Origin of the sequence: Porphyromonas somerae DSM 23386 (assembly GCF_000372405.1) — a bacterium.
Lineage (GTDB): Bacteria > Bacteroidota > Bacteroidia > Bacteroidales > Porphyromonadaceae > Porphyromonas_A > Porphyromonas_A somerae.
This window is the reverse complement of sequence record NZ_AQVC01000031.1, coordinates 18455-28368: the sequence shown is the minus strand read 5'-3', so window position 1 is coordinate 28368 and position 9914 is coordinate 18455. Positions and strand designations below refer to the sequence as shown.

The 9914-nt window shown below is 50.6% G+C and carries 9 protein-coding genes and 1 pseudogene; 7 read left to right on the top strand and 3 right to left on the bottom strand.

Features of this window, described 5'->3' with window-relative positions:
• Positions 1-448: 448 nt before the first annotated feature.
• Positions 449-883, bottom strand: coding sequence for a YkvA family protein (locus A3GK_RS0106915; protein WP_018028742.1), 435 nt, complete (start codon positions 881-883; stop codon positions 449-451).
• A gap of 804 nt (positions 884-1687) precedes the next feature.
• Here A3GK_RS0106915 and A3GK_RS0106910 point away from each other — a divergent pair.
• The 7 genes from A3GK_RS0106910 (at position 1688) to dusB (ending at position 9083) form a co-directional block, all read left to right on the top strand.
• On the top strand, positions 1688-2707 hold the full coding sequence (locus tag A3GK_RS0106910) for a beta-ketoacyl-ACP synthase III (RefSeq protein WP_018028741.1): 1020 nt from the start codon (positions 1688-1690) through the stop codon (positions 2705-2707).
• Positions 2708-2727: 20 nt separating this feature from the next.
• Entirely contained in the window at positions 2728-3624 is an 897-nt protein-coding gene (era, locus tag A3GK_RS0106905; RefSeq protein WP_018028740.1) for a GTPase Era, read from the top strand.
• 22 nt (positions 3625-3646) lie between these two features.
• On the top strand, positions 3647-4972 hold the full coding sequence (der, locus tag A3GK_RS0106900) for a ribosome biogenesis GTPase Der (protein ID WP_018028739.1): 1326 nt from the start codon (positions 3647-3649) through the stop codon (positions 4970-4972).
• 4 nt (positions 4973-4976) lie between these two features.
• Positions 4977-5561, top strand: a complete 585-nt coding sequence (locus tag A3GK_RS0106895; protein WP_018028738.1) for a TetR/AcrR family transcriptional regulator — start codon at positions 4977-4979, stop codon at positions 5559-5561.
• Positions 5562-5575: 14 nt separating this feature from the next.
• Positions 5576-6325: a 3-oxoacyl-[acyl-carrier-protein] reductase gene (gene fabG / locus A3GK_RS0106890; RefSeq protein ID WP_018028737.1), complete on the top strand. Its 750-nt coding sequence runs from the start codon at positions 5576-5578 to the stop codon at positions 6323-6325.
• Positions 6326-6415: 90 nt separating this feature from the next.
• A complete protein-coding gene (locus A3GK_RS0106885; protein ID WP_018028736.1) occupies positions 6416-8113 on the top strand; it encodes a SulP family inorganic anion transporter in 1698 nt (565 codons plus the stop codon).
• Positions 8100-9083, top strand: coding sequence for a tRNA dihydrouridine synthase DusB (gene dusB, locus A3GK_RS0106880; RefSeq protein WP_018028735.1), 984 nt, complete (start codon positions 8100-8102; stop codon positions 9081-9083). Before A3GK_RS0106885 ends, dusB begins: the two co-directional genes overlap by 14 nt.
• Positions 9084-9237: 154 nt before the next feature.
• Here dusB and A3GK_RS11820 read toward each other — a convergent pair.
• Positions 9238-9354: pseudogene (locus A3GK_RS11820) on the bottom strand (hypothetical protein); the annotation flags it as partial.
• A gap of 71 nt (positions 9355-9425) precedes the next feature.
• Complete coding sequence (locus A3GK_RS0106875) at positions 9426-9692, bottom strand: hypothetical protein (RefSeq protein WP_018028734.1); 267 nt, start codon at positions 9690-9692, stop codon at positions 9426-9428.
• Positions 9693-9914: the final 222 nt, after the last annotated feature.

Below are 9914 nucleotides of genomic sequence, written 5' to 3'. Positions count from 1 at the left end.
CCGGGGTCGCAAGGGTATTTTACACCTATCTATACACAGGTCTTCGGCACTGCGTGCCTTGACCTGTGCCTATTTAGCACGGACCTCTGCCGAGGTCCTTACCCGTAGAACCCCACTATAAACCATAAGGTAAGAACGTTCTAATGCGTAACCCCTGGCTCACAAGAAGGGACTATTATATGAGATGATTCCCTCCAGTTAGGAGAGCAAAAACTGAGATGCAACTAAGCAATTGCCGAGATGCAACAAAGCAAATGCTTAGTTGCAACTAACCGATTGCTTAGTTGCAACTCGATAAACGCCCAAATATATATCTGGGTATCAAATAGTTACAAAACCACTCTCAACGGCCTACATTTCAGCATCATTCGATGAGTAACGGACGTTTCGGACAGCCGATAGGATCCCGATTGAGGAGATGCCCCTTTTGACAATGAGGGAGAAAGGGTTAGAGGGCTGGTTGCGTCTCTCTTTTCAGGGGGCAGAGCTTACGGAGGAGGCGCTCCGCCTTGGCGTGGATCTGTGGGGTTTCATACTTACGCACCTGCTTGAGGATGATACCTACCACGATTAAGTCGTCGGAAAAACCTAGTAGCCCAGGAATAAAGTCGGGCAGTAGGTCAATAGGAAGTATAAAGTAGCCGAGCGCCCCCATGATATAGAGCTTGGACTGCTTGGGGACACTAGGCTCCATCAATATATAGTATAGCTTGAGGACGGGCATCAAGACCGTATCCCCCAGTAGCTCCCCCACTCTACTCACCTTCTGCATAAAGGAGAGTTCGCTGAAGTGACTACTGTACTTAGTGAAGTCCTGTGGCTCCGCTTGTTTTAGCACTGTCCATAAGCTACCTGCACGCTTTGTCCATCTCAATATTCCCATACTACTTATCTATTCATTGGTATTTATATCTAGTGCAATATTACACATTTTGAGCCACCCTCCCAAATTTATGGGTGGGCATCGTTCATCTACGACGTCCCTAGCAGCTGATTATATGCAACCCCTTCGGGGTAGCTTAGGTATGGCACCACCTCCACCCAAGCTTCACCTTCAGGCTCGCTAACGCCCCCCTTCAGGGGGAAGCCTGGGTTAGTACACCATAAAACCCCATTCGGGGTTTTCACCCCTCCCCCTTCCGATTCGTCCGATTAGGCACCCATTGCGGCACCCGATAGGGTGCCACTCAGCTAGCCCCCAGTCGAGGCTCGCAGAGCCGAAGACTGGCGGGAACCCAGCAGCCCACCCCAACGACCCTTGCGGTCGCACTCGTATCGGCTTGTGCGACCACAAGGGTCGAATATTATTTCTTGACTCTCTTTCCCCGCCAGTCGTTCGGGGACGGTAGTCCCCGAACGACTGGCGGGCTAGCTGAATGGCACCCTCGCGGGTGCTTTTTCCATCGCTACCCAAGCTTCACCTTCAGGCTCGCTAACGCTCCCCTTCAGGGGGAAGCTTGGGTTAGTACACCATGAAACCCCATTCGGGGTTTTCACTTAACTCGTCTGACTCGTCCGATAAGGCACCCGCGCCCAAGGCACCTCCGCAAGGAGATGAACAGGAGATTGCACACTTTCCAAACAAATGGAAATATTTTGGTATCTTTGTGGCATCAGAAGTGACTTATCAAGATTGCTCACTTCTGCGGGAATGATAATTTATTTTAAATCATAGCATAGGTAAGAGATGAATAAGACGACGAAAAGATTTGCCACCCTCACAGCCATTGGTGGGTATGTCCCAGATGAGGTGCTCACCAATGAGCAGATCGCTCAGCGATTAGATACGAGCGATGAGTGGATCACCACTCGTGTAGGAATCAAGGAGCGGAGGTTGCTCAATAAGGAGGGGGCGGGATCGTCGTACCTCGGCATTCAGGCGGTGAAGGACATGATGGCACGGCACAAAGTTCGGCCTGAGGAGATTGACTTAGTGCTCTGTTCATCCAATACGCCCGACTACCACTTTCCCACTACGGCCTCTGTGATTGCTAGTGAGTGCGGTATCTCTGGTGTGCCTTGCTTTGACTTCCAAGGGGCCTGTCCTGGCTTTATCTATGGATTGCAGATTGCAAGGGGATTTGTGGAGAGTGGTCTGTATAAAAAGGTGCTTCTGGTCGCTGCTGAGAAGATGAGTGCCATCACCGACCCTGAGGACCGCAATACCTATCCACTCTTTGGTGATGCGGGAGCTTGTGCTATCTTGGAGCCAACCGAGGAGGAGGTAGGTATTATGGATGCCCTGATTAAGTGCAATTTCGATGGTCGAGAGCATCTGATTATGCCAGCAGGTGGATCGACCCTTCCTCCAAGTGAGGAGACGGTACAGCAGCGTCTGCACTTTGTGCATCAAGATGGTCGCCATGTCTTTAAGGAGGCGGTGACGGAGATGGGCGACTGCTCTGTGGAGCTGATGGAGCGGAATGGGCTCACCTTTGAGGATATTGCGTGGGTGGTGCCTCATCAGGCCAATATGCGAATCATTGATGCTACGGCACGGCGTATGGGTCTGGGACTGGATAAGGTGATGGTGAATATTGACCGCTATGGCAATACCAGTTCGGTCTCGATTCCTCTCTGTCTGTGGGAGTGGGAGAGCAAGCTCCGCAAGGGCGATAATCTGATCCTCACCGCCTTTGGTGCAGGATATACATGGGGCTCTATCTACCTCAAGTGGGGGTATGATGGCGATAAGATCGGTCAATAAATTATGGGAGGATATTAATAATGAACGAAGGAGGTTACAAGTCGGGATTTGTCAACTTGGTAGGCAACCCTAATGTGGGTAAATCGACCTTGATGAATAAGTTGGTGGGGGATAAGATCAGCATCATCACCAATAAGGCACAGACGACTCGCCACAGGATTATCGGCATTGTCAACAAACCTGGGGTGCAGGTGGTTTATAGCGATACCCCAGGGGTGGTGGACCCCGCCTACAAGATGCAGGAGCAGATGCTCGGCTTCTCGAAAAGTGCCTTGGGGGATGCGGATGTGCTGCTCTACGTGACTGATGTGATAGAGGAGCCCAAGAAGCATGAGGCGTTTCTGACCGATGTGAGGGAGCTACAGGTACCAGTATTGGTGCTGATCAATAAGGCGGATCTATCGACGCCCGAAAAGCTAGAGGAGCTGGTGCAGACTTGGAAGTCGCTTTTGCCTAATGCCTTGGAGGTGCTACCGATAGCAGCACTACACGGAGCAGGCATCGCCTATATTGCGGAGCGTGTAGAGGCACTTCTGCCCGATTCGCCCCCCTACTTTGAGGAGGATGCCCTCACCGATCGGCCGGCTCGTTTCTTTGTCTCGGAGATTATTCGGGAGAAGGTATTCCTCTATTACCAAAAGGAGATCCCTTATGCCACGGAGGTGGTGGTGCAGGAGTTTAAGGAGGAGGAAAACCTCATCCGTATCGCTGCTAATATCTATGTGGAGCGGGAGTCGCAAAAGGGTATCTTGATAGGGCACAAGGGGGCAGCGATTAAGAAGCTTGGCACGATGGCAAGGCAGGATATTGAGCGCTTCTTTGATAAGAAGGTATTCCTACAGCTATTCGTGAAGGTAGAGAAGGAGTGGAGGAGCAGCGACAAGATGCTCCGCAACTTCGGATACAAATTGGATTAAGAAAGAAAGAGAGGTATAAGATATGGCAACTAATAAATTGGTGGCTATAGTGGGGCAACCCAATGTGGGGAAGTCTTCACTATTCAATCGGCTAACTAAGAGCCGCACTGCTATCGTTACTGACGAGCCTGGCACCACTCGTGACCGCCAATATGGTAAGTCGGAGTGGAATGGGGTCAACTTTTCGGTGGTAGATACTGGTGGCTGGGTAGATAATTCGGACGATGTCTTTGAGGAGGAGATCAATCGGCAGGTGGAGATCGCTATCGAGGAGGCCGACCTGATCCTATTTATGGTAGATATACAAGCGGGCTTGGGCGACCTTGATCAGTCGATTGCTCAGCTACTGAGGCAGACCAGCAAACCAGTGCTTCTGGTGGCGAATAAGTCGGACAACTTCAATATGGAGGTGTATGCGGCGGAGTTTTATAAGCTCGGATTGGGCGACCCAATTCCTATCTCGGCGATCAACGGCACAGGGACTGGCGAACTTTTGGATCTACTAGTGAAGTCGCTGCCCGAGGCGAGCGATGAGGAGGAAGAGGTGCTGAACTACCCTCGTATCGCAGTGGTAGGGCGACCCAATGCGGGGAAGTCGTCGCTCATCAATGCCTTTCTAGGCGAGGAGCGACACATTGTCACCGACATTGCAGGCACCACTCGCGACTCTATCTACACGCATTATAATAAGTTTGGACACGAGTTTAGCTTGGTGGATACAGCTGGAATCCGTAAGCGGGGCAAGGTGAATGAGGATCTGGAGTACTATTCGGTGCTTCGGAGTATTCGTGCGATTGAGAATAGCGATGTCTGCATATTGATGCTGGATGCGACGAAAGGGATTGAGGGGCAAGACCTCAATATCTTCTCCATCATTCAGCGGAATAAGAAGGGGCTGATCGTCTGCGTCAATAAGTGGGACTTGATAGAGGAGAAGAGCCAAAAGGTGATGAATGGATATATGGAGGCGATACGCGAGCGTCTGGCTCCTTTTGTCGACTTCCCAATCCTATTTATCTCGGCAACAGAGAAGCAGCGTATCCTGAAGGTGCTAGATCTGGCTCAGGAGATCTTTGACAAGCGAAAGAAGCGCATCCCTACCGCCAAGCTCAATAGCACGCTCCTCCCTATCATTGAGAAGACACCACCACCTGCCAATAAGGGGAAGTATATCAAGATAAAGTATGTGACGATGCTCCCCAAGGTGCAGGTGCCTAGCTTTGTCTTTTTCTGCAACCTACCTCAGTGGGTCAAGGAGCCTTACAAGCGTTTCCTAGAGAATCAAGTGCGTAGCAACTGGGACTTCTCGGGCACTCCTATCAATATATTCATTAGAGATAAAAAGTAAGGCGGTGGCGATAGATAGGACTAGACAGAAGTTTATAGAGGTCGCTAGAGACCTCTTTGCGGAGCAAGGGTACCACGCTACGACGATGAATGCCATCGCAGTAGCAGCGGGCAAGGGGCGCCGAACTCTCTACAACTACTTCGGCACTAAGAGCGATGTGTACCTTGCTGTGATTCAGGGCGAGCTGCAGGTACTCTATGAGGAGCTGAAGGAGTTTGTGGACCAGCCGATGAATGGCATTGCAAAGCTGATGCTCTTTATAGCTAAGCGGGAGAGGGCGGTCAATGAGGTGGTACAGCGTAATGGCACCCTAGAGGCGGAGTTTTTCAACGACATTGCTACGGTAGAGCGAGCCCGAATGCGGTTTGATGTGCTGGAGCGTCGATTGATACAGAAGATACTGACCGATGGTGTGGCAGATGGCTCTTTTAGGCAGATAGATATCCGCACGAGTGCGGTGCTGATCCACGCTTGCCTGAAGGGGCTAGAGGTGCCCTTTATCCGTGGTCAATTGGGTCGTACAGAGAAGGCGGTGACGCAGACCTATCGGGTGGTGCGTAGCCTACTGATGGAAGGATTACAAAAATAATAAGCAATACATTTATGAATGATATACTAAAGGGCAAAGTGGCCATCGTAACGGGAGGAAGTAGAGGAATCGGCAGAGCCATAGCTACCGAACTGGCAAAGCTGGGTGCCGATGTAGCTTTTACTGGTCGCTCGCTTAATGAAAATACCCGCAGTCTGGAGGAGGAACTGGGTCAGCTCGGGGTAAAGGTAAAGGCATATGCCACTGATGCCGCCGACCACGCTGCAGCAAAGCTCTTTGTGGAGGAGGTGCTCAAGGAGTTTGGCAAGATAGATATTCTGGTCAATAATGCTGGGATCACCAAGGATACCTTGCTGATGCGTATGACGGAGGAGCAGTGGGACGATGTGCTGAGGGTGAACCTCAAGAGTGCTTTCAACCTCACTCAGGCGGTCACGATGCCGATGATGAAGGCCCGCAGTGGTGCCATCATCAATATCTCGTCGGTTGTAGGCGTGACGGGCAATGCTGGGCAAGCCAATTATGCAGCTTCCAAGGCGGGGCTGATTGGATTTACCAAGTCCACAGCGAAGGAGCTAGGCTCGAGAGGCATCCGCATCAATGCAGTAGCCCCTGGCTTTATCCGCACCGATATGACCGATGTGCTAGATGAAAAGGTGGTGGCAGAGTGGAGCAAGTCGATTGCCCTACGTCGCCCTGGAGAGGCACAAGAGGTAGCCCAAGTGGTGGCTTTCCTCTCCTCTGATGCCGCCTCCTACATTACTGGGCAGACCATCAATGTCTGCGGAGGCATGGTGATGTAACCCCCTCCACCCTATCGTGCACCACGATAGCTTTAGCTGCCTACCATTTCGACACGTTATGATCAGGTAACTATTTACCACTTACTCATTATGAAAAATAGATTGGTTCCACAACTATTTAAGGACCTTAGGGACTATAATAAGGAGACTTTTCTCAAAGATCTCACCGCTGGTATCATTGTGGGTGTGGTGGCACTTCCACTCGCCATCGCCTTTGGTATCGCCAGTGGTGTCTCTCCTACCGAGGGATTGATTACCGCCATTATCGGAGGTTTTCTCGTCTCGCTACTAGGCGGGAGCAAAGTGCAGATTGGAGGGCCTACGGGTGCCTTTATCGTTATTGTCTTTGGGATTATCCAGAAGCATGGCATTGACGGACTAGCACTCGCCACACTGATGGCAGGGGTGATGCTGGTGCTGCTAGGGCTCTTACGACTTGGCTCTTTGATTAAGTTTGTCCCCTACCCTATTATTGTCGGCTTTACCGCTGGTATAGCCGTCACCATCTTTACTACACAGGTCAAGGATCTATTTGGACTACAAGTCACCGACCTCCCAGGCGACTTCCTCGGTAAGTGGGAAGCCTATTTCGGTGCCTTTGGTACCACCTCGTGGATGGCACTCCTATTTGGGCTTGTTGCCATTGCGATCATTGTGTTGGTGCCGAAGATCAATAAAAATCTACCGAGTTCGCTAATTGCTCTGATCGTCCTCACCCTTGTGAGCGTGTTGCTCGGCTATCTCGGAATTGCTCGTCCAGAGAATATCGGTGACCGCTACACTATTGAGGCGGGCTTGCCTAACCTGGTGATGCCGGTGGTGACCATTGAGCGACTACAGCAACTCTTTCCCGCCGCCTTTACTATTGCAATGCTGGGTGCTATTGAGAGCCTACTCTCTGCGTCTGTTGCCGATGGTATGATTGGGGCTAAGAGCGACTCCAATATGGAGTTGGTGGGACAAGGGGTGGCTAATATCGTGGTGCCCTTCTTCGGAGGTATTCCTGTAACTGGTGCGATTGCTCGTACCATGACCAATATTAATAATGGTGGAAAAACTCCCGTTGCTGGCATTATCCATGCGGTGGTGCTGCTTCTGATATTGCTAGTACTCTCCCCGCTCACTAGTCATATTCCGATGGCGGTATTGGCTGGTGTGCTGGTAGTGGTCTCGTACAATATGAGTGGGTGGCGCTCGTTCATCGCCATTTTTAAGGGACCGAAGGGCGACTCCCTCGTGATGGTGATCACCTTCCTTCTCACGGTATTGATTGACCTCACCGTAGCGATTGGCATCGGTATGGTACTCGCTATTCTTATCCTTCTGAAGCGAGTGCTTGATGCCTCGGAAATCAACCTGATTGATGATAAAAATAGGCACCCAGAGTCGACTAAGCTAGACCTTCCAAAGTGTATAGAGGTGTACGAGATTGAAGGGCCATTCTTCTTTGGTATCGCCAATAGGTTTGATGAGACAATGCGGAATATGCCGGGTAACCCACGAGCTCGCATTATCCGTATGCGTATGGTGCCTTTTGTAGATACCACCGCCATTCACAACCTTAAAACGATGATTGAGCTTCACAAGGAGTCGCAGACGCAGAATATCCTCAGTGGGGTGCAACCAGCGGTGCTGGAGACGCTCCGACAGAGTGGAGTGGTGGATCTTCTCGGTGAGGAAAACGTGACGCCTCACATCTCACTAGCTGTGGAGCGGGCAATGGAGTTCCTCAAGACCCACTACCCTCACGATTATGAGCAATGGACCAAGAAGCATGAAGATAGGTAAGACCGACTTGGGGTACCGCCCCCTATTCCTCGCCCCGATGGAGGACGTCACCGACGCCTCCTTTAGGTTACTCGCCCGTGAATTCGGTGCCAGCATCGTAGTGACAGAGTTTGTCAATGCCGATGCCATTGTTCGCTCTATCCCTAGCACTCTACGGAAGATGGTGGTAGCAGATGAGGAGCGACCTGTCGCCATACAGCTCTACGGGCGAGATGCCACGACGATGGCGGAGGCAGCAAAGGTGGCAGAAGAGGCAAGTCCCGAGCTGATTGACCTCAACTTTGGTTGTCCCGTGAAGAAAGTGGCAGGCAAAGGAGCAGGGGCTGGGATGCTACGCGATATCCCGTTGATGCTGGAGATCATTCGCTCGGTGGTCAATGCGGTAGAGCTACCGGTGACGGTCAAGACGCGACTTGGCTGGGATAGCGACCATATCATCATCGAGGAGCTGGCGGAGCAGATACAGGAGGCGGGTGCCCAAGCACTCACCATTCATGGCCGTACCCGAAGTCAGATGTACAAGGGAGAGGCCGATTGGGAACCGATTGCTCGGGTGAAGCTAAACCCCAACATCACCATTCCGATCATCGGCAATGGTGACGTAACGAGTGGCGAGATAGCTCTTGAGCGGTTTGAAACCACGGGAGTGGATGCAGTGATGGTAGGCCGAGGCGCCATAGGTCAGCCGTGGATTTTTGAGGAAATGCGGGCGGTGCTCGACGATAAAGAAGTGCCGCATCACCCCACGGAGTGGTACGTAGAGGTGCTTAAGAGGATGCTACACGAGAGCATTGCAAAGTGCCAAAACGAACTCAAAGGGATCCTCCACTTCCGCCGACACCTCGCCATTACCCCCCTATTCAAAGGCATTCCCGACTTCAAAAGCCACCGTGTAGCGATGCTCCGCACCAATACCGAAGCAGAGCTCCTACAGCTCATCGACCAAGCAGCAGAGATGATTCCACAATAGCCCTAGAGTGGTGGATCCTGAATCGGAGTGTGAGTGAGGGATATCTCACTAAGTGGAACAATGCGATGAGTTATTTGTCGTCGTAGTGCCCTAGCATAGAAATAACTAAGACGATCAATTCATCATCCTTAATGAGATAAACAATCCTATTCTTCTAATCAATCTTACGCGACCACACCTCCTTATCTTTGAAGTGTTTCAATCGCTCTGGCTGTCCTATTCCCTCTCTTGGGCTCACTTCCAGCTCCTCAAATATTTGAATAACTCTTTTAAGGCTACTCTTTTGACCATTCTAGATAATCTTCTTATAGTCCCTTTCCGCCTCCTTAGTTAGCTTGATATTCATTCCTCAGAGACTTGAAGATTGGCCATTTCTCTGAGCTCTTTAGCTGTATAGCTAATAGTCTCACCCGCCTCATACTCTTCTATAGCAGATTGAACCATCTCGTCCAACTCAGCATCATTATACACCTTATCATCACTTCTAACTGGTACAATGCGAAACGAGCCATAATCTCGAGTTGTCAATATTAAATCCGAGCCGTTGAGTGCCTTTTTCAAGTATTTCCCCTGACTCTCTCTAAAGTCTCTTGCACTTATTGTTATCATAACACTTCCAATTTAAGGTACCAACTTAGCATCCATTGCAAATTTACAAGTAAAAGATAATAAATACAAACTATTCACTGAGCCTCTTCACGATGCCCTATTTGCTAGGTCGGCTTATTTCACGTAACTTTGCAAATGAAGTAGCTGTGCTACCATATATTCTAAACTCGCAAGGGGTGCTAAAGGCAATTGCTTTGGCTGAGAAGAGACCCTCCAACCTGT

Bases quoted from the DNA above. Each gene is read 5' to 3' on its own strand.
- dusB (WP_018028735.1), top strand. From the start codon at position 8,100: ATGAAGATAGGTAAGACCGACTTGGGGTACCGCCCCCTATTCCTCGCC.
- A3GK_RS0106875 (WP_018028734.1), bottom strand. From the start codon at position 9,692: ATGATAACAATAAGTGCAAGAGACTTTAGAGAGAGTCAGGGGAAATAC.
- A3GK_RS0106915 (WP_018028742.1), bottom strand. From the start codon at position 883: ATGGGAATATTGAGATGGACAAAGCGTGCAGGTAGCTTATGGACAGTG.
- fabG (WP_018028737.1), top strand. From the start codon at position 5,576: ATGAATGATATACTAAAGGGCAAAGTGGCCATCGTAACGGGAGGAAGT.
- A3GK_RS0106885 (WP_018028736.1), top strand. From the start codon at position 6,416: ATGAAAAATAGATTGGTTCCACAACTATTTAAGGACCTTAGGGACTAT.
- era (WP_018028740.1), top strand. From the start codon at position 2,728: ATGAACGAAGGAGGTTACAAGTCGGGATTTGTCAACTTGGTAGGCAAC.
- A3GK_RS0106910 (WP_018028741.1), top strand. From the start codon at position 1,688: ATGAATAAGACGACGAAAAGATTTGCCACCCTCACAGCCATTGGTGGG.
- der (WP_018028739.1), top strand. From the start codon at position 3,647: ATGGCAACTAATAAATTGGTGGCTATAGTGGGGCAACCCAATGTGGGG.